Source organism: Brevibacillus nigriterrae, assembly GCF_049846925.1.
Classification (GTDB): Bacteria; Bacillota; Bacilli; order Brevibacillales; family Brevibacillaceae; genus Brevibacillus_H.
Genome location: NZ_JBNCMT010000016.1, coordinates 90,380 through 115,329, shown reverse-complemented (window position 1 = coordinate 115,329; position 24,950 = coordinate 90,380). Strand labels below are relative to the sequence as shown.

General features: G+C 42.7%; 22 protein-coding genes. 8 read left to right on the top strand and 14 right to left on the bottom strand.

What is annotated here, in order from left to right; genetic code table 11:
• Window positions 1-274: 274 nt before the first annotated feature.
• From ACPW7N_RS13665 to dnaA, 14 genes are all read right to left on the bottom strand, one after another.
• Window positions 275-1,375 carry an HD-GYP domain-containing protein gene (locus tag ACPW7N_RS13665; protein ID WP_425651650.1) on the bottom strand — a complete coding sequence of 367 codons (1,101 nt, stop codon included), beginning with the start codon at window positions 1,373-1,375 and terminating at the stop codon, window positions 275-277.
• Between the two features lie 160 nt (window positions 1,376-1,535).
• Window positions 1,536-4,028, bottom strand: coding sequence for a DNA gyrase subunit A (gene gyrA / locus ACPW7N_RS13660; RefSeq protein ID WP_425651649.1), 2,493 nt, complete (start codon window positions 4,026-4,028; stop codon window positions 1,536-1,538).
• Window positions 4,029-4,120: 92 nt separating this feature from the next.
• Window positions 4,121-5,365 (bottom strand): cation:proton antiporter, encoded by a 1,245-nt coding sequence (locus ACPW7N_RS13655; RefSeq protein ID WP_425651648.1) that lies wholly within the window; start codon window positions 5,363-5,365, stop codon window positions 4,121-4,123.
• 128 nt (window positions 5,366-5,493) lie between these two features.
• Window positions 5,494-6,147 (bottom strand): sporulation membrane protein YtaF, encoded by a 654-nt coding sequence (gene ytaF / locus ACPW7N_RS13650; protein WP_425651647.1) that lies wholly within the window; start codon window positions 6,145-6,147, stop codon window positions 5,494-5,496.
• A 40-nt stretch (window positions 6,148-6,187) separates the two neighbouring features.
• Complete coding sequence (locus tag ACPW7N_RS13645; protein ID WP_425651646.1) at window positions 6,188-7,372, bottom strand: glycosyltransferase family protein; 1,185 nt, start codon at window positions 7,370-7,372, stop codon at window positions 6,188-6,190.
• A gap of 248 nt (window positions 7,373-7,620) precedes the next feature.
• Entirely contained in the window at window positions 7,621-9,129 is a 1,509-nt protein-coding gene (locus ACPW7N_RS13640; RefSeq protein WP_425651645.1) for an S-layer homology domain-containing protein, read from the bottom strand.
• A gap of 144 nt (window positions 9,130-9,273) precedes the next feature.
• On the bottom strand, window positions 9,274-9,969 hold the full coding sequence (locus tag ACPW7N_RS13635) for a response regulator transcription factor (protein WP_425651657.1): 696 nt from the start codon (window positions 9,967-9,969) through the stop codon (window positions 9,274-9,276).
• Window positions 9,963-11,447 (bottom strand): sensor histidine kinase, encoded by a 1,485-nt coding sequence (locus ACPW7N_RS13630; protein ID WP_425651644.1) that lies wholly within the window; start codon window positions 11,445-11,447, stop codon window positions 9,963-9,965. The genes ACPW7N_RS13635 and ACPW7N_RS13630 overlap by 7 nt, the downstream gene beginning before the upstream one ends.
• A gap of 118 nt (window positions 11,448-11,565) precedes the next feature.
• Window positions 11,566-13,491: a DNA topoisomerase (ATP-hydrolyzing) subunit B gene (gene gyrB / locus ACPW7N_RS13625; RefSeq protein WP_425651643.1), complete on the bottom strand. Its 1,926-nt coding sequence runs from the start codon at window positions 13,489-13,491 to the stop codon at window positions 11,566-11,568.
• Window positions 13,491-13,784: an extracellular matrix regulator RemB gene (gene remB, locus ACPW7N_RS13620; protein WP_425651642.1), complete on the bottom strand. Its 294-nt coding sequence runs from the start codon at window positions 13,782-13,784 to the stop codon at window positions 13,491-13,493. The genes gyrB and remB overlap by 1 nt, the downstream gene beginning before the upstream one ends.
• Window positions 13,785-13,795: 11 nt before the next feature.
• Window positions 13,796-14,914, bottom strand: a complete 1,119-nt coding sequence (recF, locus tag ACPW7N_RS13615) for a DNA replication/repair protein RecF (RefSeq protein WP_425651641.1) — start codon at window positions 14,912-14,914, stop codon at window positions 13,796-13,798.
• Between the two features lie 16 nt (window positions 14,915-14,930).
• Window positions 14,931-15,149 (bottom strand): S4 domain-containing protein YaaA, encoded by a 219-nt coding sequence (gene yaaA, locus ACPW7N_RS13610; protein ID WP_425651640.1) that lies wholly within the window; start codon window positions 15,147-15,149, stop codon window positions 14,931-14,933.
• Window positions 15,150-15,182: 33 nt separating this feature from the next.
• Window positions 15,183-16,322, bottom strand: coding sequence for a DNA polymerase III subunit beta (gene dnaN, locus ACPW7N_RS13605; RefSeq protein ID WP_425651639.1), 1,140 nt, complete (start codon window positions 16,320-16,322; stop codon window positions 15,183-15,185).
• 212 nt (window positions 16,323-16,534) lie between these two features.
• Window positions 16,535-17,896 (bottom strand): chromosomal replication initiator protein DnaA, encoded by a 1,362-nt coding sequence (gene dnaA / locus ACPW7N_RS13600; protein WP_425651638.1) that lies wholly within the window; start codon window positions 17,894-17,896, stop codon window positions 16,535-16,537.
• A 489-nt stretch (window positions 17,897-18,385) separates the two neighbouring features.
• Between dnaA and rpmH the strand changes: the two genes are divergently transcribed.
• The 8 genes from rpmH to rsmG all read left to right on the top strand — a co-directional run bounded on the left by rpmH (window position 18,386) and on the right by rsmG (window position 24,907).
• Complete coding sequence (rpmH, locus tag ACPW7N_RS13595) at window positions 18,386-18,520, top strand: 50S ribosomal protein L34 (protein ID WP_425651637.1); 135 nt, start codon at window positions 18,386-18,388, stop codon at window positions 18,518-18,520.
• Between the two features lie 135 nt (window positions 18,521-18,655).
• Entirely contained in the window at window positions 18,656-19,030 is a 375-nt protein-coding gene (gene rnpA, locus ACPW7N_RS13590; RefSeq protein ID WP_425651636.1) for a ribonuclease P protein component, read from the top strand.
• A complete protein-coding gene (gene yidD / locus ACPW7N_RS13585) occupies window positions 19,031-19,255 on the top strand; it encodes a membrane protein insertion efficiency factor YidD (protein ID WP_425651635.1) in 225 nt (74 codons plus the stop codon).
• Window positions 19,256-19,316: 61 nt separating this feature from the next.
• Window positions 19,317-20,033, top strand: a complete 717-nt coding sequence (gene yidC, locus ACPW7N_RS13580) for a membrane protein insertase YidC (protein WP_425651656.1) — start codon at window positions 19,317-19,319, stop codon at window positions 20,031-20,033.
• Window positions 20,030-20,653, top strand: coding sequence for an RNA-binding cell elongation regulator Jag/EloR (gene jag, locus ACPW7N_RS13575; protein WP_425651634.1), 624 nt, complete (start codon window positions 20,030-20,032; stop codon window positions 20,651-20,653). Before yidC ends, jag begins: the two co-directional genes overlap by 4 nt.
• A 231-nt stretch (window positions 20,654-20,884) precedes the next feature.
• The gene (gene mnmE / locus ACPW7N_RS13570; RefSeq protein WP_425651633.1) at window positions 20,885-22,261 is read left to right on the top strand and encodes a tRNA uridine-5-carboxymethylaminomethyl(34) synthesis GTPase MnmE; all 1,377 of its coding nucleotides are present in this window, start codon (window positions 20,885-20,887) and stop codon (window positions 22,259-22,261) included.
• A gap of 15 nt (window positions 22,262-22,276) precedes the next feature.
• The gene (mnmG, locus tag ACPW7N_RS13565) at window positions 22,277-24,178 is read left to right on the top strand and encodes a tRNA uridine-5-carboxymethylaminomethyl(34) synthesis enzyme MnmG (RefSeq protein WP_425651632.1); all 1,902 of its coding nucleotides are present in this window, start codon (window positions 22,277-22,279) and stop codon (window positions 24,176-24,178) included.
• A gap of 12 nt (window positions 24,179-24,190) precedes the next feature.
• Window positions 24,191-24,907 carry a 16S rRNA (guanine(527)-N(7))-methyltransferase RsmG gene (rsmG, locus tag ACPW7N_RS13560; RefSeq protein WP_425651631.1) on the top strand — a complete coding sequence of 239 codons (717 nt, stop codon included), beginning with the start codon at window positions 24,191-24,193 and terminating at the stop codon, window positions 24,905-24,907.
• Window positions 24,908-24,950: the final 43 nt, after the last annotated feature.

The window sequence follows — 24,950 nt, the reverse complement described above, 5'->3', positions numbered from 1 at the left end:
TCCAATAAAGTTGAGTTGATTCTAAACTGCAAAACAATTCACTTGGCTAGTGTTTTGATTCACTATAAAACGCTTTATTGTTCAGTTTTCAAAGAGCATCACAGATTTATAATACTATCACGTCGCCTTTCGAGTGTCAACATTTTTTTGTTTTCCCTCAAGCGACTATATTAATTTAACATATGTGAATAGTATAAGTCAACAGTTTCACGAAAAAAATTTCAACCAAATTAAAAAGATCGAGAATACCCGATCTTTTCGATGCTAACCTTATTTACTTCCCGTTGTTCCTCATTACTTTTTTGATGGATACACTGCGATTTTCCGCTAGATTAATAATCTTGCCGTTCGTCTCAATTAATGGTCTTGTCGGATTATTACGATCTGTAAAGATAATCTTCCCAATGACTCCATTACTTAGTTCAACTACCGTACCAACCGCAAACTGTGTAATTCCATTAATAAAGGTATGAACGATTCCAGGGTCTAACTTGCCGAAGCTATCTTGTAGCAATTGATCAACAACTTCATAGGGTGAGGCTGCTTTTTTATATACTCGATCAGAGCACATTGCATGGTATACATCTGCGACAGCAACAATTTTACTATAAATATGAAGCTGATTTCCTTTTAAGCCAAGCGGATATCCAGAACCATCTTCTCTCTCATGATGTTGAAGTGCAGCCAAGGCAACCCCTTCATTCAAACCTGGAGAAGCTTTAATTAATTGATATCCGTACAACGTATGTTTTTTCATTTCCTCAAATTCATCGTTGGTTAACTTTGTTGGTTTCCACAGAATTTTTGGATCAATTTTTGACTTACCGATATCGACCAATGTCCCTGCTAATGCAATCTGCATCCACTCTTTTTCGGGTAATTTCAACCACTTGGCAATGGTGTAAGAAAGCATACCAACAGCGATGGAGTGCTCGTATGTGTATGTATCAACACTCGCAACCCGGTTGAGGGCCAGCAAAATATTTGGTTGTTCCTGAACATTTTGAAGTAGAGGGGTAATAACCTCTCGTACCTCCAATACAGGAATATTCTGACCACCCTGAACCCGAAGCAATAATTTTTTTAAAGAATTAATGGCTTTATCATACTTTTGCTCAAAACTATTTTTTTCAACTGCTTTCTTAGCAGGGGTTTTGGCTTCGTTCTTTTCCTCTTTACTTTCATCTTTCTTTTCAACCTTGCTTACTTCTATTTCCTCTATGTGTACTTCTCCGATTAAGAAGGCTTCAAGAAACTCCAGATCCTTTTCTTGAATAATTGTACCCTTAGGGAATAAAAGCCCACCAAGCGATGTATGAACTTCTTCAGCTAAAACCGCCCCGATCGGTAGGTGTTTAACAGACACGATGGGCATACGTTATCCTCCCCGCAGCACAAATTCATATATTTATACTACTCTTTTCCCATACAAGTGAAAAGCCCTATCTACTATCCCCACACCCCAAACGCTCTTATATTACACAAAAATGAAAAAAGATGGCAGAATATATCTACCATCTTTATCGGCATTATTGTTACTCAATATTTGTGTCGTCCTCAACAACATCAGTAATCGCTGAGTCTTCATCCGAGCTTGTTTCTGTACTCTCCTCACTCATTTCCACAATAGCGATAGAGCGAACTTCCTCATTCTCGGCAAGTCGAATTAATTTGACCCCTTGTGTGTAGCGTCCCATTAACGAAATACCTTTGGTCTCAGTACGGATAACGATACCCGTTCCTGTGATAACCATGAGATCTTCCGTTGGTTCTACCATTTTCAAACCGACAACATATCCGCTGCGGTCAGTAACATTATGAGTTTTAATCCCTTTCCCGCCACGAGACTGGATTCGATACTCATCAATCGGTGTACGTTTTCCATAGCCCTTGGCAGTAACAATCAATACATCTGCTCCCTGTTTCACTACATCCATGTCAATGACATCGTCGCCTTCATCGAGGGTAATCCCTTTCACACCTGTAGCGGTACGACCCATTGTACGAACATCACTTTCCGGGAAACGAACAGACATACCTAATTTGGTACCCATCATAATCTCCTGATTGCCATCGGTTAATCGAACAGCAATCAATTCGTCGTCTTCCCGTAAGTTAACAGCAAACAAGCCACCTTTACGGATGTTTTCAAAGGACGACAAATCGGTTTTCTTCACGATCCCTTTTTTCGTTGCAAAGAAAAGGTTATGGTCAGCGCTGAATTCTTTTACCGGAATTACCGCACTTACCCGCTCCCCTTTTTCAATTTGAATCAGGTTAATGATCGGGGTTCCTTTTGCGGTACGGCTTAGATCAGGGATTTCGAACCCTCTCAAGCGATACACTTTCCCTTTGCTAGTGAAGAACATGATCGTGTCATGTGAATTGACAATATGGAGATGTTCAACGAAGTCATCATCCTTGGTGCCAGCTCCTTGTACACCTCTACCACCCCGTTTTTGACTCCGATAGGTAGTTGCTGGCAAACGCTTGATATAACCGCCATGGGTTAATGTAATGACGACATCCTCTTGTGGAATCAGATCAGCATCCTCGATACTGTTCTCATCAATCGTGATGACAGTCCGTCGTTCATCAGCGTATCTTTCTCTAATCTCAAGGATTTCTTCACGGATAATCGCATAGATTTTGCCTTCATCCGCAAGAATAGACTTAAGTTCAGCAATTTTAGCAACCAGCTCTTGGTATTCATTTTCGATTTTTTCACGTTCCAACCCGGTCAAACGTTGGAGACGCATATCGAGAATGGCTTGCGCCTGCTCGTAGCTTAACTCAAATCGATTCATTAACTCTTCACGAGCAGACTCGGCTGTCCGGGAAGCACGAATCAAGCTGATGATTTCATCAATATGGTCGAGAGCAATACGCAAACCTTCCAAGATATGCGCTCGTGCTTCCGCCTGTCTCAAATCGAACTCTGTACGTCTACGAACAATGACACGTTGATGCTCAAGATAATAGAATATGAGATCGCGCAAATTCAGCACGCGAGGACGGCTATCTACGAGTGCCAACATATTAACCCCAAATGTACTTTGCATCTGTGTCTGCTTAAACAGATTGTTCAGTACTACCTTCGGAACAACATCTCGACGCAGCTCAATAACAATCCGCATACCTTTACGGTCGGACTCATCACGCAAATCAGTGATACCGTCGATTTTTTTCTCACGAACGAGTTCAGCAATTTTTTCAACAAGTCTGGCCTTATTTACTTGGTACGGAATTTCCGTAACAATAATACGAGATTTTCCTTTGTGTTCTTCAATCAAGGTTTTCGCACGCATGACAATCGAGCCACGGCCTGTTTCATAGGCACGACGAATACCGCTATATCCAATAATTTCCCCATAAGTCGGGAAATCCGGCCCTTTAATAATCTTCATCAAATCCTGGATGGTTACATTCGGGTCATCAATCATCGCAATAACCCCGTCAATAACCTCACCTAAATTATGTGGAGGGATGTTGGTAGCCATACCTACGGCAATCCCCGACGCTCCATTCACAAGCAGATTCGGAAATCTGGAAGGAAGAACAACAGGTTCTTCTACACGTCCATCATAGTTTGGAATAAAATCTACGGTCTCTTTATCAATATCTCTCAGTAGTTCCGATGCTATTTTGGAAAGTCTAGATTCGGTATAACGCATCGCAGCTGCCGGGTCACCATCCACAGAACCGAAGTTCCCCTGACCCTCTACAAGCAAATACCTCATATTGAAATCCTGTGCCATCCGAACCATAGATTCGTAAATAGCAGAGTCCCCATGAGGATGATATTTAGCCATTACTTCCCCGACAACATTGGCCGATTTACGGAATGGTTTATCTGAAGTAAGACCCATATCATGCATGGCATAAAGGATTCTTCGATGTACCGGTTTCATACCGTCACGTACATCTGGAAGAGCACGACTGACAATTACGCTCATTGCGTAGTCGATAAAAGAGTCGCGCATTTCTTGGCTTATATTAATTTTCGTTAATCTTGATTCATCTACCATAATGGATAACCCTCCAACTGGTTTTCGCAATACTTTATTATATCATATTGCGCTTATCTCGTCCAAAAAAGAGAGTCTGATAAACATGAATACTAACCAATTTTCCCAGCAGCCTGGTTTTCTTCAACTCCCAACTTTCTAGCCACAAATGCTGTCGTACTTGCTTGTAATAGAATTGTAATGAGAATTGCCAAAAATGTTACAGAGGCAATGATATCGGCATGTGGAACGCCCATACCTGTTACCATACCGGATAATGCTGCAGGAATGACGCCAGTTTCTCGGACCCAGCACATAAAAAGACGTTCCTTTTGTGTCCATTCCGCTTTTCTGTCCGGGAGAGTACATAAATATACCGTTAGTGGCCGTGCAATAAACATGAAAACAAGGATGACTAAAAGTCCACTCCATAAATATTTACTAATCGCTAACAAATCAACCTGGCTGCCTAATAAAATAAAAATCATCATTCTCATTTTTAATGTCATATTATCAATAAAATGGTTCATCTCGTCCTGTTTTTCTTCCATATGGAATCCAAACAAATACGTATTCCCCCAAACAAGTCCTGCTACGAACGTCGCCATAAATCCACTCACATGGAGTAAATCACCAATTAAATACGGAGCAACTGCTGCTACTACCATAAATATGGTGGTGTAATCTTTGAAAAAGCCAAGCTTGGAGTGTGCTACGAGATAAGATATCGCTATCCCGATCACCAAGCCTACCAGTATCCCGCCAATGGAAACTTTCAGAAAATCTACCACGGCATGTCCCAAGGAAAAGCTTTGCGTTCCTAAAGCAACCGCTAAAACCGAAAACGTCAAGATTGAAGCAGTTGCATCATTGAAAGCTGATTCACTCTCAACCGTTTCTTTTACTTTATGCTTGATACGGATTTGCTTAAAAACTGGAATCAACGTTGCCGGGTCAGTCGAGGCAATAATACTAGCTAATAAAATAGCATAAATCCAAGGTAAATCGAAAAAAGCAACAACTGCATAGGCAACTACAGCGGTTGTAATAAAAACACCTGGAATACTTAACATAACAACTGATAGCCAAACTTTCTTTAGTGTCTCCATTCTGATCAGCCTGCCGCCGTCAAAAAGAATTAACGTTGCACCTAACGTTAAGATAAACTGATTCGTAAACGAGCGACTTGGTTCAATTATCCAATGAAGGCCCTGTCCCAGTATCAAACCAGCAATAAGAAATAGTACAACGTCTGGCAACTTAAGCTTGTTGGCAATTTTCCCTGATATGATCCCAAAAGTTAAAATGAGTACGAGTAATAAAAGAACATGATGAACTAATTGGGTCGTTTCTTCCAAAATCATTTCCTCCTAGAAATACAAATAGATGATTAATACATACATATTATCAAACCTTATGTCCTTTACCAAAAGTCTGCAAAAAAAAAAAGCCGTTTCACTTAACGGCTAAGAGTTTTTCTCCATTTTTAACTTACTCCTTTTAACAATCCAATGCAGATTAACAACAAAGGAGGTAGCCAGGTTAATCTCCGAAACCACTTGATTTGCTCACAACGTTCCCCGATGATGGTTCCAGTAAAAAGTAAAGCTGAACTCATGACAGCAACGAGAATCGAAGTAAGAAAAGGGGGGTAGCCCAATAAAGCAAAGCTCATTCCTGCTCCGAACGCATCCAATGACAAGGCAATTCCCAACATAACTGCTTCCCACCCGGTAATATGACCGGAACGATCCGAGTCTGCATACGAAGGATCACGCAAGATCTGAATGATGATCCCAAAAACTTTTATCTGCGAAATTGGTTTTTCTTCAGTGATTATTTCCGGCTTACTTTGTTCATGGTTTTGCACTTTCATCGTCAACGTTCGCCAAAGGGTAATTACCCCTAAAAAAATGAGTACACTGGCACCGATTTTTTGGCTTGTGGGCGGTGATAGCCATTCCATCAGGCTTATACCTACACTCATAACAAGAAAAACAGCAAAGAAAGAACATAACCCAATCACACACAACGAAAGAAAAGGGATTTTCATTTTTCGCAGTCCGTAAGTCAAACCTACACTAACTCCATCCAGACCGATTGCAATGGAGAGTACCAAGAGGGATAGGTATCCACTCATCTTCTCATCACCTCTTCCTCAGTACCTCTAGTGTATGTGGCTAGGCAAGTCTCTGTTTTAGTTTTTTCCCTATGTGGCGACGACGTTTTGAGGCAGGTCTGGTTGTACGTCGATGTAATCGCAATCTTCTACGCACTTTTCTCTTGCGGAAAGTTGTTCGTAATCGTGTTTTTTTGAATCGCGGCTTTTTAATCCGTCGCTTTCTGTATGGAGACCTTTGCTTTCTCAATCGAGCCTTTGTAGCTAAACAGTCGAAGATGTGTTGCAGAAATTGATCAAAGATCACATGGTGAGAGAAGTTTTCCAAGCAATAGTCGATTACTTCCTCTTGTTTACTCTCAAACAGTTCTTTATTTTGAGAGTACATCAGGATTTTTTGAACAATCTCATCAATATCTGCGCTAATAAACTCTTCAGGGTAAATCAGGTTTGCACCTGGCCATGCAATAATCATCGGAATACAACCCGAGGCCATCCCTTCCGCCAATGAACAGTGAAAGCTTTCAAACTCACTCATTGACAATATAAACCCGATATTGCGAAACCACTCTGGCACATCTGGTCCCTCTTGATCAAAAAACACACTGTCTTGATAAAGCGGGTTTTTTCGTTTTTGATGGATCTCATCCATGATCCGTCTGGCTTCCTCACTGACATTGGGCCTTTCGTTCTCGGTCGGCCCTTTAAAAAAAAGCTTATATCTACTGTCATGCTGTTTTAGTTTTTCAAATATCTCAAATGCTCTGTCTGCTCTTTTTATCTTCACAGAATAACCTAACATTCCGAGGTGGAACTCCGATCCTTCATTTTTATTAAGCTGGAATTTTTGGATATTGATCGGATTATAGATTGCAACTGACTGATGCTTTGACAAACCAATTAAATTTTCCATACGGGATTGAAAAATGGGGCTCGTTGAAACTAATTTATCAATGTTCTTTACTTCAAGCATTTTCGGATGCTCAGTTTCGATTTCAAAGCGATGGTACCGGATGATTAGCGTTTGATTCGGTTTCTTGTGCTGTGAGTACCATACAGCAGGAGCTAACACATAGTTGACTATGATAACATCTGCCCAATTTAATAGGATTTTACTATTTTCATTCGGAGTCCGATCGATCCATTTATCCAATTTGACATCAAAATCTGGATGTTTTTGAAATAATGAGATGACATCCTGCAAGAAAATAAAATTATGGCTTGCAAATAACAGCTTGATTTTCAATCACTCACCCCCGGTACCCTTCGCACTTCGATGTATATTATGTAGGGGATAAGCAAAATGAATAGACAAATTTTCCTCCACGACATCAAGATAAATGGAATTTTCCGCCTTTTTTAACACCAAAAAAGCACCCCCTGGAATTCATCAGATTAACCAAAAGATTTCTCCGATGTCTTCTAAAAGGGGTGCAATTGACTTCAACATATTCGTTTTGTATTGCTAAGCAATAAAAAGACCTCGTGGCTGGTTTATTTCACTGTGATCATTAGCTCATTAGATGCAACTGCCCAATCACCTACAGGCTGCACGCTGTATGTTACCCCTGCCACTAACTTCGCCCCGTTCTGCAGTGCAAACTTGCCGGTTGCACCTTTGCGGGACTGCAACGTATATTGCGCTTTCAGTTCCGACCCATCAGAGCCAATCAGCTTCACTTCACGAGATACGAAGATCTCATCTCCTGGATCATTTGCTAAGGTCACATTCAGAGTAGCTGCATCACCTTGGGAGACAGACATGATTTGCAGTGGTGCAGTTTCCTGTGCAATGAACGTAGGATTCTTGATCTCCAACCAATCGGATGTCACTGTATATTTTACACCTGACTTGAATTTTTCACCATTTGGCAGGCGGAACTTGGGTTCTTGTTTGCCGTCGGTTGATTGTGTAAATGGCAGGTATGCAGCCGTCATCGGCTCACCGCCATCCGGTGTGATCGTCACACTGCGGCTGCGCAAGGATGAGACGATTTGGAATGGCTGACCATTATACATATTGTTCTCGTCTAGAATAAACGCATTTTTGCCACGACCTGCAGAGTAAGCAGAGATTACATAGCCGTAATCCGTCACGCTGTCAGATTTCAAAATTTCGATTTCGAACGAGTCGTTGTCGACCTGACGAGCTTCATTCGTGCGGATCAATTCTTCGTTCCCCTCGACGTTAACACTCTGACGCCCTTTATAGTTCAGTGTGTAAGTCGTCCCTGCCATTTGTGTTTTCGTTGGCAGGATATAAGTTGAGAACGAGCCTGTTTTTAAGCGTGGCTGGTTCACGATTGCCAAATCATGATCAAAAACAAAATTTTTCAGTGATACATCGAGGCTCTCGTCTTCCATCGTCATCGGCCGATCGAACGTCAATTCCATTGTCACCTTATTCAGCGAACGGATAGAAGTGATTTTTGCCGCTTCGGAGCGAATTGATTTTTGTGCTGTTAGGAGTAATTGGCTAGTTTCACCACGGGTCGCAAATTTATTGGCACTAAACATGCCCTTCATCCAATATTGCACGGACATCACGTCTCGCTGTAGTGCTTTTGCAACCACTTGGCTCAACTCCGCATGTGTAACGGGCTTGTTCGGCAAAAATTTTCCGTTGTCACCTGACATGCCACCTAACTCGACGATCGTGTTGACGTAGCTTTGATACCAGTCGCCCGGATTCACGTCTTGCATTGACGTACTGCCGCTCTTTTTGCTTTCCAATTGGAGGGCAAGGACTACCATTTTTGCCAATTCGGCACGGGTTACATTCTGTTCAGATTTCATCTTGCTGCCTGCATAACCTTGCAAGACGCCTTGTCGAATCAACTCTTGAATCGCTTTCTCATATATACCGTAGTCGGCTTTTGCCGCAACTATATTTTTATGGTTCGGATTACTTGCAGCAGCTAATGTACTGCCTCCCATCAAAGCATTCGCTCCAAGGATGGCAACTACAGCCAAGGCTGACATTTTAGTAAGCTGTTTTTTCATCGTTTTCTTCCTCCCTGTTATCGATTCGCTTGCTTACAAAATCTATGATACACGGCGAATCTAAACGGGCTCGAAACGAATGATTAACAATTTCTAAACAGCATCGAAACTCTTTTTAAACGACTGTCATACCCTTATTTCTCATCACACCGTAAACCGATACCCCGCTCCCCAAACGGTTTCGATAAACTGCGGATTTGACGGGTCAGTCTCTATCTTCTCCCGTATCCGCCTTACGTGGACGGTGACTGTCGCAATATCCCCGGTCGAATCAAGTCCCCAGATGCGTTCGAACAATTCCTTTTTACTGAACACCCGGTTCGGGCGAAGTGCTAGAAAGACGAGAAGATCAAATTCCCGTGCGGTGAAAACAACTTCCTTCCCATGGACAAAAACACGGTGCGCCGCTTTATCAATCGTCAGCTCACGGATACAGATCTCGTCCGATGTTGCCTTCTTGCCACTACCGACCAGTCGCTTATACCGTGACAAATGGGCCTTTGCCCGGGCAACCAGTTCACTCGGACTAAACGGCTTCGTCACGAAGTCATCAGCACCGAGGCCGAAGCCCCTGATTTTGTCGACTTCCTCTTTTTTAGCGGAAACAATCAGAATCGGTACGTCGCAAATATCCCGAATTTGCTTGCACAACTCGAAGCCATCGATTCCCGGCAGTTGCAGATCGAGAATGATCAGATCGTAACCGCCATTACGGGCATGCCGCAATCCTTCAGTTCCAGTCAAGCAAATATCAACCTGAAACCCGTGCAGTACGAAGTAATCTCGCTGTAGTTCCGCAATTGCCAATTCATCTTCCACGATCAGAATGTTTGTCATGATTCTGCACCGCCATCTGCTGCGCTTGCCGCAGCTTTTTTCAATGTAAAAAAGACGGATACGCCTTGTCCCCACTCACTTTTCGCCCAAATTTCCCCGCCATGCCCCTCGATCAGTTGTCTAGCGATGGCAAGCCCAAGCCCACTGCCATCTTTATCTGTCTCACTCGGCGTTTCTGCTCTGTAAAACTTCTCGAAAACAAACGGGAGCTGTTCTGGACGGATACCCGGTCCATTGTCCTGGATTTCGATGGTTACTTTCTCTGCCTGTTCCGTAATTCGCATGGTGATACGCTTGTCCGGCTTATCCATATACTTCACACAGTTATCGATTAAATTTAAAACGACCCGCTTCAGCTTCTCTCGATCGATGATGACCATTACCTGATGGTTCGGGAACTCCTTGTCAATGCGGATGCCTTTTAACTCAAAATCAAACTGAACCTCATCGATCATTTCCTGGAAAAAGCAGCGAATGTCCACTTGTTCGAACGAATACGGTACCTTTTGCAAATCCAGCTTGGAATATAAAAAGAGTTCGTCCACCAGACGATCCAGTACGATGACCTTTGCATGGATTGTACCGAGGTACTTGTCCATCATCTCCTTAGAGCTCGCCACACCATCCCGAATACCTTCTACATATCCCTTGATCGTGGTGATTGGGGTTCGCAAATCATGCGAAATATTTGACAGCAGCTCTTTACGGTTTTCTTCATACTGCAACTGCATCTGGACGGAATGCTTCAACTGTCGACGCATTTCCTCAAATGACATGCCCAGTTGACCAATCTCGTCATTCCCCTGCACCTTCACTGAAAACTGCAAATCACCTTCTTTGATCCGTTCCGCCGATTGGCGAAGCCTGTTAAGCGGCATAATAATCGACCGGGTAACCAGACGGTATAATAACCCATTGGTGAGCAGCAGGAATGCAAATAAGACAACAATCAGGATGGGAAACAGCTTTCGGATCATTTCAGCAAAAGGACTTCGTTCCCGAAGCACATAAATGCTGCCTCGCTCTTTGTCCGGAAACATAAAATCGAATTTGGCATAGGAGAAAAAACGGCTCCCGTAGTTAAACGAGTTACGTATGGCATTATTGCTCATTTCGTAGTCAGGCAATGCAGCGCCAAGATTCGGTTCACGAAGGGAAGGCGAAATGAACAATTCATTTGATTCTTTCCGTAAATACAAACCAGCCTGTACCATTCGCAACTGAAAATCGTAATCGCTGAGTAGCTCACTGTCCATTAGTTTTTCGGGATTTGTTTTTACAAGGGACTTCAAATCCAGAAAAATTCGCTCTTCCGCTTCCGTCAACGGATTTAGCTTGTAATGGATTCTGTAAAAATCACTGAAGCTCCGCACGTCACCCGTCACGGTAACTGTGATCAAATAAGCGGTCAGTGCAAAAAGCACGACAGTGACCATAAGAGCGGTCGTGAACGAAAGTAGAAGCCTAAGACGTATGGACACCGCAATCCTCCCCTTATCAGTCGCTACTATTTTTCTCAAAATATAAAAAAGGACTTGGTTATTCAACAGAGTGTATTGTTAAACACTACGTTGGAATAACCAAGCTTTTTTGGGTTGATTAAATATCTAAATTACGCACATTTCTCGCATAATCTTCAATGAATTCACGGCGAGGCTCTACTTCATCACCCATCAGCGTCTCGAACACCATATCAGCATCCATCGCATCTTCCAGGTCCACCTGTAAAAGAGAACGAACTTCAGGATCCATCGTCGTTTCCCACAATTGTTCAGCGTTCATCTCACCCAAACCTTTATAACGCTGGATTGCCGGCTTAGGAATAGGCTTCAGTGTTTCAAGGATTGCGTCTCTTTGACGATCACTATACGCATAGTGCATTTGTTTTCCTTGCTTGATGCTGTATAGCGGCGGTTGTGCAATATAGACATACCCGCCTTCAATCAGCGGTCTCATATAACGATAAAGGAAGGTTAGCAGCAATGTACGAATGTGAGATCCGTCGACGTCGGCATCGGTCATGATGACAATTTTGTGGTAGCGTGCCTTTGAAATATCAAAGTCTTCACCGATACCTGTTCCCAAAGCGGTAATAATCGCTCGAATTTCGTTGTTAGCCAAGATTTTATCCAAACGAGATTTCTCAACGTTGAGTACTTTACCACGCAGCGGTAGAATCGCCTGAAAATGACGATCACGTCCCATCTTGGCAGATCCGCCCGCAGAGTCTCCCTCGACCACGAACAATTCACTCTCGTGAGGATCTCGTGAAGAACAGTCAGCCAATTTTCCTGGGAGTGCGCTTACTTCCAATGCGTTTTTCCGTCTCGTTAACTCTCTTGCTTTACGAGCCGCCTCACGAGCACGAGCAGCCATCAGTGCTTTTTCTACAACCTTTTTCGCAACAGCTGGATTTTCTTCCATGAAGCTATTGAACTTTTCGGAGAACACGGATTCCGTGATGCTTTTTGCTTCCGAGTTTCCTAATTTGGTTTTGGTTTGCCCCTCAAATTGCGGTTCTGGAATCTTCACAGAGATAATGGCAGTGATTCCTTCACGAACATCATCACCGGAGAGATTTTGATCCTTTTCTTTGAGGAAATTAAACTTACGGCTATAGTCATTGATTACACGTGTTAACGCAGCTTTGAAGCCGGATTCATGCGTTCCGCCTTCGTGTGTATTAATATTATTGGCGAAAGAGTAAATATTACTTACATAGCTGTCATTGTATTGGAGTGCAACCTCTACCTGGAGACCGTCTCTCTCACCCTCACAATAAATGACATCGTCATGCATTTTCACACGATTTTTATTCAAGTATTCAACGAAGGAAATAATACCGCCCTCGTAGTAGAATACTTCTGTTTTCTCTTGTTCTTCACGCTCATCATGAAGGGTAATTCGTAATCCCTTATTCAAGAATGCAAGCTCACGGATGCGCTTTTGCAAAATTTCATATTCGAAAACAGTTGTTTCTGTAAAAATGGTCGGGTCCGGCTTGAAGGTTACTGTTGTACCCGTTTTATCCGTCTGACCAACAATAGCCAAGTCTGCTTCTGGCGCACCAACATTGAATTTCATGAAATAAATGTTGTTGTTTTGGTGAACCTCTACTTCCATCCATTCAGAAAGTGCGTTAACAACCGAGCTACCTACCCCGTGAAGACCACCGGATACTTTATAGCCACCGCCGCCAAATTTACCACCAGCATGTAATACGGTCAAAACAGTTTCAACAGTTGATTTCCCTGTCTTCTCGTGGATACCAGTAGGAATTCCTCGACCATTATCCGTTACACGAATCGAGTTGTCAGGACGAATATAGACATGAATATCATCACAATGACCAGCTAACGCCTCGTCAATTGAGTTATCTACGATTTCCCAAACCAGATGATGCAAGCCGCGACTGCTAGTAGAACCGATATACATACCGGGACGTTTCCGAACAGCCTCTAACCCTTCCAAAACTTGTATCTGACTGGCATCATAATTCGTTTCTTGCGTTGGTACTTGTTCCACTACTCTGTCAACTCCTCCAAATCAGTTTGTACAGAAGGAAATTGGTCTAAGCTATTCACAAACTGCGCCCGTCGCTTGAGAGTCAGCGAGGAGATCGGTGAACAGTATATGGCATCCTTGGTTATTACGTAGGATTTGGCTTCTTCCATATCATCTTCTACTAAAACTTTATTTTTTCTTTCATCTTGGATGAATTTCCGCGAAATCTTAGAAGTTTTGACCGACTGATGGTCAATGATGGTAATGACTTCCTTGGTGCTCACCACAGTATCTCCACCGATATGGATAAACATGCCATTCCACCCTAACTTTCTTCGGATATTTTTCCTTCCTGTACGGTAAAACGTGCCGCTTGCTGTAACACCTGATGCTTTAAGCCTTCCACACCAGTCGTACTCACAAACGTCTGTACCTTATCCTGGATTGTTTCTAGCAATAACGTTTGTCTATATTCATCCAGTTCAGACAATACATCATCAAGCAGGAGAATGGGATACTCACCAATCTCCTCTTTAATCAACTCTATCTCAGCTAGTTTCAGTGAAAGAGCGGTTGTCCTTTGTTGACCTTGTGAGCCATAGGTTTGAACATCAATTCCGTTTACTTTGAGCGAGAAATCATCCCGGTGCGGACCGATGAGTGTACTGCCTCTTTGCTTCTCTTTCTCAAAAAGCTGTTCTAATGATTGTATCATGATCTCGCCCGCAAAAGTACTCTCCATCTCATCTCGGACAGGTGAAGAATTTTCATAATGAATCGACAATACCTCTTTGCCGTCCGTAATCCCAGCGTGAATCGTCCTTGCCCACACTTCCAGCTTGCGTAAAAACTCAAAACGTTTCTTTAAAATTTTTACTGTTAATTCAGCCAGTTGAATATTCCAAATGGGCATCATCTCAGTGGAATTCTGTTTCTTCATGGAAAGATCTTTTAACAACTGATTTCGTTGCGCTAGTACTTTATTGTAATTGCTTAAATAATACAGATAGGTTGGGGACACCTGGCCGATTTCCATATCCAGAAATCGTCTTCTCTGGGCGGGAGCCCCTTTCACAATCGCCAAATCCTCTGGAGCAAACATAACGACGTTAAGCGCACCGATGTATTCGCTTAGCTTCCGCTGCTCCAAACCGTTTATTTTGGCTTTCTTGCCCTTGTTTGTCAATTGTATCTCTAAACGAACAGATCCGTAGCGCCGTTCGATCTCGCTACGGATTGTTGCATACTCTTTTCCCCAAGCAATCAGTTCCTTATCACGTGAGGTTCGATGTGACTTTGCTAAAGCAAGGACATAAATCGATTCGAGAAGATTGGTTTTTCCCTGTGCATTATTCCCTACAAACAGGTTGATATTTTTATCAAAAGAAAGAGATACGGAAGAATAATTACGATAGTTGTTTACTTGTAAGTTACGTAACAACAAAACAACCGATCTCCTCTCACTTTCCGGTCACTTGATAGACTCCATATCCTTCCACTTCTACCTGGTCTCCTGGATATAGTTTGCGTCCTCGGCGGTTATCAATCTCTCCGTTAACCTTGATCGGAACTTCAGCGAGAAATGCTTTCGCCATCCCACCCGTATCAATAATCCCTGCTAATTTGAGAAATTGGCCAAGGGGGATATATTCGGTATGAATGGATACGAGTTGGTCCATGGGTAAATCCCCTTTCTACGATCATCTCTGTGACTAGTACGTACGAACCGGCAAAATGAGGTGCAATGTCCAATCATTATCGGTTGGACGAATAATAAACGGGCTCATCGCTCCTGTGAAGTTTGCACGGATTTCTCCACTGTCAACAGAACGTAATGCATCAATCATATATTTTGCATTAAATGAAATTTTTAATTCCTCACCATTCAAGGTGACTGGATAAACGATCTCGGTTACTTTCCCAATCTCCGGAGCATTGGAGGAAATCTCCACATTTCCGTCAGCAAGTGTAGCCAGACGAACCACATTGGATTTTCCTTCTCTGCTCAATAGAGAAGCACGTTCGATAGATTGCAGGAATTCTTTGGTATTCAACACCATGTCAGTTTTACTTCCTTGAGGAATGATTCGGGATGTGTCCGGGTAAGTGCCCTCAAGTAAGCGGGAATAGAACAAAATATTGCGTGAACGAACCAAAATCTGATTGTCACCAACAATAATATCCACTGGCGCTTGATCGTCATCAAGGATTTTCACAAGCTCGTTACAACTTTTTCCTGGCACTACTACATTGTTGAAACGTAGTTCATGAGAACATTCTACCACAGCAGATCGGCTAGCCAAACGATGACTGTCTGTTGAAACAAATTTTAACTGTCCATCTTCCAATGTCCACATCACACCAGTAAGAATCGGACGCATTTCGGAAGTAGACACTGCAAAAACGGTTTGTCTAATCATTGTTTTCAACAAATCGCTAGGAATGCTGAAAATCTTCTCTTCTTCAATTTGGAGAAGCTGCGGAAAATCGTTGGCATTCATCCCGTTAATTGTAAACTCCGCATGACCAGATTGAATCAATGTAGCCAAGCGTTCATCTACCAGCAGATGAACTTCGCTTCCCGGTAATTTGCGTACGATTTCACTGAAAATACGAGCAGGAAGAACGATACTTCCTTGTTGGTGAACGGTGACTCCCCAACTTTCCCCTTCTTCCAATGGCACATGTACTTCAATGGAAATATCTGAATCGCTTGCTGTTAACGTTAGCCCTTCTTCGTCTGCTTTCATTTTGATCCCTGTCAAAATCGGGATAGTCGTTCTAGTAGAAACGGCTTTCATAACATGAGAGACAGCGGTAGCCAATTTTTCTCGTGACACAGTGATTTGCATGATTGGGTAACCTCCATACAAGTGGATGGATTTAATTTTTGGTGCTTAGGCATATCTTTGTGATTCATTTCATAACTTACTAATTTACATTAATTTTTTAACAGAAGTAGTAGTAGGGCGTGTGAATTTGTGGATATCTACGTTAAATAGAATGAAGAGAGCCTATACACATGTGGGTAAGTTGTGTATAGGCCTTTCCTAGTTATTCACAGTTAACTACCATTCTTCAGTTTCTCAATCAGTGTTTGCACAGTTTGTTGAAGCTGGGTATCAGAAACCAATGATGTCGATATTTTCTCATGAGCATGAATAACAGTTGTGTGGTCTCTTCCGCCAAATTCATCTCCGATTTTGGGGAGGGAGGAATCCGTCAATTCACGAGACAGGTACATGGCAATCTGTCTTGGAAACGCTACCGATTTTGTACGTTTTTTTGCTTTGAAATCTTCCAGTTTGAGGTTAAATAAATCGCCTACTGCCCGTTGTATATCAATAATGGAAATGACTCTCGGTTTAGAAGAAGGAATGATATCCTTCAATGCTTCAGAAGCAAGTCCCGTATCAATATCGCGATTGATCAAAGAAGAATAAGCAACGACTCGGATAAGTGCACCTTCGAGCTCGCGAATATTGCTGTCAATTTGGTTGGCGATATACACCATGACCTCATTTGGAATATCGAGATTCTCTGCTTTTGCTTTTTTCCGCAAAATCGCAATCCTGGTTTCCAGATCCGGTGGTTGAATGTCTGTAATCAGACCCCATTCGAAGCGGGAACGCAGACGATCCTCAAGTGTTGGTATTTCTTTTGGCGGTCGGTCAGACGAAATGATAATTTGTTTGCTTTCCTCATGAAGTGCGTTGAAGGTATGGAAAAACTCTTCTTGTGTCTGTTCTTTCCCTGCCAAAAACTGAATATCGTCAATTAATAGAACATCGACGCTGCGGTATTTGTTCCGAAATTCGACTGTTTTATTGTCACGAATCGAGTTAATGAACTCATTCGTAAATTTTTCAGATGAAAGGTATACCACCTTGGCTGCAGGATTATGCTGAATAACATAATGGCCAATGGCGTGCATCAAGTGAGTTTTGCCTAACCCTACGCCCCCGTAAATAAAGAGCGGGTTGTACGCTTTTGCAGGAGCTTCTGCAACAGCAAGTGATGCTGCGTGAGCGAAACGGTTGCCTGATCCGATAACGAACGTATCAAATGTGTACTTTGGATTAAGGATACTCGGCGGTTGGTCATCTCCAACTGGAGAATGCGTATTTTCCTTCACTCGAGCCATAGGGATCTCGTCAAGTAAATGTAAATCGGGATTTTGGGGTACGACGAATTTTACTTTCATATTAATACCCGTCGTTTCATAAAGTGTATCTGTAATGAGTGGCGAGTAGCGGGTTTCTAACCAATCTCGGGCAAACTCATTAGGAGCAGTTACGATGAGTGCATCTTCTTCTAACGTTGTGGCCTTGGTTGCTTTCAACCAGGTATCAAAACTGGGCTTGCTTAATGTTTTTTCTATTGTAGCGAGGACTTTCCGCCATAGTTCACTTATAGCTGCATCCACCAAAAATCCCCCCTTTCTATACCAAACAATTGTGGATAATTTTATTATTAAAATAACGATTATCTGTAGTGAGGCGAAAAAAAGTAGACGGTTATCCGCATCCCTGTGGATGAACATTTTCACAGGAGTGGAAATCTGTCCACAATCTTATCCACATGCTGTGGAAAACAATATCATTGGATTAATTTATTCACGCTGTAAAACACAAACATAATATCAAATAAAATGAGTGTTTTCAATGGTTTTTTCGGGGTTATCCACAAACACTACGGATTGTGCCTAAGATCTATTCACACCTCAATATTTTGTGTACAAGCTGTTCATATCCATGTAGATAAAAAAATGTGGATATTTTCTTTGTCCACAATCTTGGGAAATAATGAATTGGGGATAATAGTTAACGGGTTATTATTGTAGAACACCTTGACTTTTTCATAGTATCTCTTTATAATGCGAAAGAATGCCTTTTGAAATGGAGGTGTAAACACCATGAAACCTTCTTTTAATCCTAACAACCGTAAACGCAAAAAAGATCACGGGTTCCGCACTCGTATGAGTACGAAAAATGGCCGTAAAGTTTTGGCTGCCCGTCGTCGTAAAGGTAGAAAAGTTCTTTCTGCTTAGGCCACAAAACGAAGTGGCCTTTTTTTTCTATATCCATGTCGAATATTTTGGATAAAAAAAGAGGCCATTTTGGATATACTAGGTGGATGGTGCGGTCTTTTTTTACTATAATGTTGATGTTAGGGGTTGTAGTCTTTGCATCACTCGCATCGACTAAGAAAGAATGAAGAGTTTCAAGTTGTTTTTCAGCAGGGGAAGTCAACGGCAAACAAACAATTCATTTTGTATGTGATGCCAAAAGAGGATCAAGCGAAATTCAGGGTTGGTATTTCTGTCAGCAAAAAAATTGGTAACGCTGTTATGAGGAATCGGGTGAAACGATATATTCGTGAAGCAGTTGCTAGTTTGGAAGATAGGATACTTCCTTCTATTGATTTAGTAATCATTGCTAGACCCGCCACTGCTGAGATGACGATTGACTTGATAAAAGGTTCTCTTGCACACGTAATGAAACGAGCCAACATATTTGCGCTTGGATCTATACATATGAAAAGCAGGGATGAATCATAGATGAAGGTTTTATTGGTTTGGCTCATCAGGGGATATCAATTATTCATTTCTCCGTTGAAACCACCGTCCTGCCGTTTCGCTCCTACTTGTTCGCACTATGCGATAGAAGCAATCAAGATGCATGGAGCTTTAAAAGGTGGATGGTTAGCCATTTGTCGTATTTTGAAATGCCATCCTTTTCATCCTGGTGGGTTTGACCCAGTTCCAGATAAAAAGAAGCAGTAATTAAAGGAGGAATACCCCCTTGCGTAGTCGTTTTACTCTTGTGCTCCTGTTTGGACTCCTTATGGTTTTCCTATCAGGTTGCAATGTTCAAAACCCTCCTCCGATTGGTCCTGACGCAACCGGTATATGGGACAAGTTTTTTGTATGGCCGCTTTCCTGGCTAATCAAAGAATCTTCTCTCGTACTAGCTGGAAGCTATGGGTTAGGAATCCTGGTAGCGACGATTATTATTCGTTTGATTACATTGCCTTTGATGATCAAGCAAATCAAGAGCTCCAAAGCAATGCAGGCGATCCAACCAGAACTGCAAAAAATTCGTGAAAAACATAAAAATGATCCGCAAAAAGCTCAACAGGAAACAATGGTTCTGTTCCAAAAGAACAATGTCAACCCATTAGCTGGTTGCTTGCCTTTACTGGTTCAGATGCCAATCTTGATTGCATTCTATCATGCGATTATCCGTACGCCGGAAATCAAGACACACACCTTTATGTGGATGTCACTGGGCGTTCCCGATCCGTACTATATCTTGCCAGTCTTGGCTGCAGTGACTACATACTTCCAGCAAAAGATGATGGGTTCTGCTATGACAGATAATCCACAGATGAAAATGATGCTGGTTATGATGCCATTGATGATCCTTGCGATTGCGGTAACGTTGCCTTCTGCTTTATCGTTGTATTGGGTATACGGAAACTTGTTTACGATCGTTCAAACCTATTTCTTGTATAAAGATACCAACAAGCAAGTGAGTCCTAAGGGGGGAACCGCCAAGTGAAAAAGGTGGTGGCCACGGCGAAAACGATTGATGATGCTATTGTAAAAGCCTTACAAGAGTTGCAAGTGCCTCGCGATCGGGTACAGATTCGTATTATTGAAGAGCCAAGCAAAGGATTATTCGGCTTGTTTGGTACTCGTGATGCGAAAGTTGAAGTGGAATTTCACTATGATCCGATTGAAGAGGGTATTAAATTCTTAAAAGATGTTCTGGCAAACATGAAAGTTGATGCTAGAGTAGAGACTCGTCAGCATGAAGAGGGCGTTCTTTTCGACATTTTGGGCAGCAATCTCGGTATAATCATCGGTCGTCGAGGGCAAACCTTGGACGCTTTGCAGTATCTCGTCAATGTTGTTGCTAATCGTCATGCAGAAAAGCATGTTCGGATTATCCTTGATGCGGAAAGTTATCGTCTTCGCCGCAAAGAGACGTTGGAACAACTAGCAGAACGAATTGCAAAAAAAGCAGTACAAACCAACCGGAATGTTCGTCTAGAACCAATGTCCGCAGCCGAACGCAAAGTCATTCATGCGTTCTTGCAAAAACGTTCTGAGGTCACGACGTTCAGCGAGGGAGAAGAACCTCACCGTTATATTGTAGTAGCACCAAAAGAGGCTTAATCAAAGCCTCTTTTTTTTTTGTGCGTGAAAAATGGTTATGGCAGTATTTTTGTCCACATTTAACGTAGGATGTTTCGTCTGCACTGATAAAGTTCATACTGTGGATAAGTGGATAGCAACCTGAATGGGCAGGTTGCTTTTCCTTTCCCTGTTAATTGTGGATAATGTATGATATCCTATTCTTTTAGGAAGACAGCTCTATTTTTTAAAGTAGTTTTGAGGTGAATCTTTGTGAAAATGGACACGATTGCTGCCTGTGCCACTGCTATGGGAGAAGGCGGGGTTGCCATTATTCGAGTGAGTGGATCAGAAGCGATTCCGATTGTGGATAGAATTTTTAGAGGAAAACACAAGTTATTAACAGTCGATACACATACCATTCATTACGGAACGTTGCGAGTTCCCGAGACAGAAGAGCTTGTGGAAGAAGTTTTGGTTTCCGTGATGAGGGAACCACGGACGTTCACACGAGAAGATGTTGTGGAAATCAATTGTCATGGCGGGCTTGTTTCCGTTGAGAGGGTATTGGATTTGGTCTTGGAAAATGGGGCAAGACTAGCTGAACCTGGTGAATTTACGAAACGAGCTTTCCTGAATGGGAGGATCGATCTATCACAGGCGGAAGCCGTCATTGACATTATACGATCCAAGACAGATAGAGCGATGAAAGTAGCTCTTTCGCAAGTGGAGGGAAAGCTCTCCAAATTGATTCGTGCGTTGCGGCAAGACCTGATTGAGGCAATGGCTCATATCGAGGTTACTTTGGATTATCCGGAACACGATGTGGAGGAAGTAACGCAAAATTTCCTGTACAAAAAGTGTGAAGAGGTTCAAAAGGAGATTTACCGACTGTTGCAAACAGCAAAGCAAGGTAAAATCCTGAGGGACGGCTTGTCTACTGCCATTGTAGGAAGACCGAACGTAGGGAAATCCTCGTTATTGAACAGCCTTGTGCAAGAGGAAAAAGCAATCGTCACTGATGTGGCGGGGACAACAAGGGACGTCATCGAAGAGTATGTGAATGTCCGTGGAGTTCCGCTAAAATTAATTGATACGGCTGGAATCCGCGAAACAGAAGATATCGTGGAAAAGATCGGGGTAGAAAAATCACGTCAGGCCCTTCAACAAGCGGATCTGATTTTATTAGTGTTGAACTACAATGAGCGTCTCACACAAGAGGATCTAGCCATTTTTGAGGCGGTAAAAGGCTTTAATGTAATCGTCATTATCAATAAAACTGATCTGCCTCAAGAAATTGATTTGAATTTGGTACAAAAGCATTTTCCTGGTCAGCCGTTTATCTTGACTTCGGTTAAGGAAGAAAAGGGGATCGAGTTGTTAGAGGAAGCGATTGCCCGGTTATTCTTTAGTGGGCGAGTCCAGCAGGAGGATTTGACCTATGTCAGTAATGCCCGTCATATTCACCTGCTGAGACAAGCAGAACAGGCCATTCGGGAAGCGATCAGCGGGATTGAGGCTCAAATGCCGATTGATATGGTACAGATTGATATTAAACGGGCCTGGGAGCTGCTTGGAGAAGTAATTGGCGATAGTGTGGGTGAAGATTTGATCGACCAGATTTTCTCTCAATTCTGTCTGGGGAAATAAGGGAGGGAAGACAACATGGTAGCGACATATGAAGGCGAAAGCTTTGATGTAATTGTAATAGGTGCAGGTCATGCTGGATGTGAATCAGCGCTTGCTGCAGCTCGTATGGGCTGTAAAACACTTTTGTTGACCATAAATCTGGATGCAGTGGCGTACATGCCGTGTAATCCGTCGGTTGGTGGACCTGCAAAAGGGCATGTAGTACGAGAAATTGATGCCCTTGGTGGAGAAATGGGGATCAACACAGACAAAACCTATATTCAAATTCGGATGTTGAATACGGGAAAAGGGCCTGCTGTACACGCTTTGCGTGCGCAAGCCGATAAAATTGATTACCAATTTGAAATGAAAAAAACCATTGAAAATACGCCGAATTTGATTTTGCGCCAATCGATGGTAGAACGATTGATCATTAATAATGGTGTTTGTGAGGGAGTTATTACACAAACGGGTGCTTGTTATAAAGCAAAAGCAGTTGTTTTGACGACAGGGACATACTTGCGAGGAAAAATTATTATTGGAGACTTGCAGTATGAGAGTGGACCGAACAATATGCGGCCTTCTGTTCAGTTGGCCATGCATTTAAAGGAACTAGGATTAGAACTGGTACGCTTTAAAACAGGGACCCCGCCACGTGTCCATAAGAGCAGTGTTGATTTTGAGGCGATGGAAATTCAACCAGGGGATAAAGAGCCTCGAGCGTTTTCTTTTGAAACGACAACGTATAAAGAAGATCAATTGCCTTGCTGGTTAACGTATACACAGCCAGAGACACACGAGATCATTAATAACAACCTTCACCGAGCTCCGATGTATTCCGGGGTGATTGAAGGAACAGGGCCTCGTTATTGCCCTTCCATTGAAGATAAAGTAGTGCGTTTCAGCGACAAGCCACGCCATCAGATCTTCCTGGAACCAGAGGGACGCAATACGGAAGAAATGTATGTTCAGGGCCTTTCTACAAGCCTTCCTGAAGATGTACAGCTCTCGATGCTTCGTTCCATTACCGGGATGGAAAATGTCAAAATGATGCGTCCAGGGTACGCAATTGAATATGATGCGGTTGTGCCTACACAACTGTGGCCGTCTCTTGAAACAAAAGCAATTGAGGGATTGTTTACAGCCGGACAAATCAATGGCACTTCCGGGTATGAAGAAGCAGCAGGACAAGGCCTGATGGCTGGTATCAATGCTGCTCGCAAGGTACAGGGCAAACCACCTGTGGTTCTTGGCCGGGAAGAAGCATACATCGGTGTGTTAATTGATGATCTGGTGACCAAAGGAACGAATGAGCCGTATCGTTTGCTCACTTCTCGTGCCGAATATCGATTGCTGTTGCGCAATGACAATGCTGACTTGCGGTTGACGGAGATCGGGTATCAGATCGGGTTGATCAGCGAAGAGCGCTATCAACGATTTGTTGCTAAAAAAGAGGCAATCGAGCGTGAAAAAGAACGTCTCCACAATACACGTGTCCGACCTGATCAAGAGATTGTGCAGCAAATGCTGCGAGAAGCCAATTCTCCGGAGCTTACAGAAGTCATTGATCTGGCACAATTATTGCGCAGACCGGAAATTACGTATAAAGACATCGCTGTTATTTCACCAGCACCTGAATCGCTGTCTGCTGAAGTTGCAGAGCAAGTAGAAATCCAAATCAAGTATGACGGATATATTCGCAAATCACTGCAACAAGTGGAAAGAATGCAAAAAGTTGAAGAAAAACGGATTCCGGCAGATATTGAATACAGCCGTATTTCTGGTATGTCGATTGAATCAAGAGAGAAACTGAATAAAATCCGTCCGTTAAACATTGGTCAAGCGTCACGTATTTCAGGTGTGAACCCTGCGGACATTTCGGTTCTCATGGTTTATCTTGAGCAGTATAACCGGGTAGCAGCTAGTTCGTCTGAATAGGAGAGGCGTCGCATGGAAAAAGCGTTGTTTGTTTCAAATCTTGCTGAGAAGGGGATCGAACTTTCCGGGCAGCAGATTGAGCAGTTTGACATGTATTACCGTTTGCTGGTGGAGTGGAATGAAAAGATTAACCTAACTGCAATTACGGAAGAAAATGAAGTATACACCAAGCACTTTTACGATTCCATTAGTGCATCATTTTATTACCCAATGAAGGATGTCAAAACGGTGGCTGATATTGGTGGGGGTGCCGGGTTCCCCAGTGTACCTTTAAAAATCTGCTTCCCGCACTTACAAATGACGATTATTGATTCACTTCAAAAGCGAATCACGTTCTTGGGTTTGGTGGCAAAGGAGCTTGGCTTTACTGGCCTCACGCCTGTTCATAGCCGTGCAGAGGATGCGGGACAGAACCCGAAATACCGTGAGTCATTTGATGTCGTAACGGCACGTGCTGTGGCAAGGCTCAATGTGTTGAGTGAGTTTTGTATGCCGTTAGTCAAGGTTGGCGGGAACTTCGTGGTAATGAAGGGGTCAGATGTCTCGCTTGAATTAAATGAAGCAAAAAAAGCAATTAAAACGCTTGGTGGGAAAACGAAAAAGGTTGAGTCATTTTCTTTACCAGACGAAGCAGGAGAAAGAAATATCATTATCATTGATAAAATCGAAGCCACACCAAAAACGTATCCTCGCAAAGCAGGAACTCCATTGAAAAAACCATTGATTTAATCAGAAAGGGGCGGTCCTTGAACAGGGTATCGCTCCTTTTCCA